Origin of the sequence: Salinicola sp. MH3R3-1 (assembly GCF_001937155.1) — a bacterium.
Taxonomy (GTDB): Bacteria; Pseudomonadota; Gammaproteobacteria; order Pseudomonadales; family Halomonadaceae; genus Salinicola; species Salinicola halophyticus.
The window spans coordinates 1-295 of record NZ_MSDP01000101.1 but is presented as its reverse complement, the minus strand read 5'-3'; the positions used below and the strand labels follow the sequence as shown (position 1 = coordinate 295).

Annotated in this window: 1 rRNA gene; it reads right to left on the bottom strand. The window is 49.2% G+C overall.

Annotation, left to right across the window (positions count from 1 at the left end):
* Positions 1 to 295, bottom strand: a 16S ribosomal RNA gene (locus tag BTW08_RS18545); the annotation flags it as partial.

The window sequence follows — 295 nt, the reverse complement described above, 5'->3', positions numbered from 1 at the left end:
GGACTACAGGGGTTTCTAATCCTGTTCGCTACCCACGCTTTCGTCCATCAGCGTCAATCCATTAGTAGTAACCTGCCTTCGCAATTGGTATTCCATGTAATCTCTAAGCATTTCACCGCTACACTACATATTCTAGTTACTTCCTAATAATTCAAGTCTGGCAGTATCAATGGCCGTTCCACCGTTGAGCGATGGGCTTTCACCACTGACTTACCAAACCGCCTACGGACCCTTTAAACCCAATGATTCCGGATAACGCTTGGATCCTCCGTATTACCGCGGCGGCTGGCCCGGG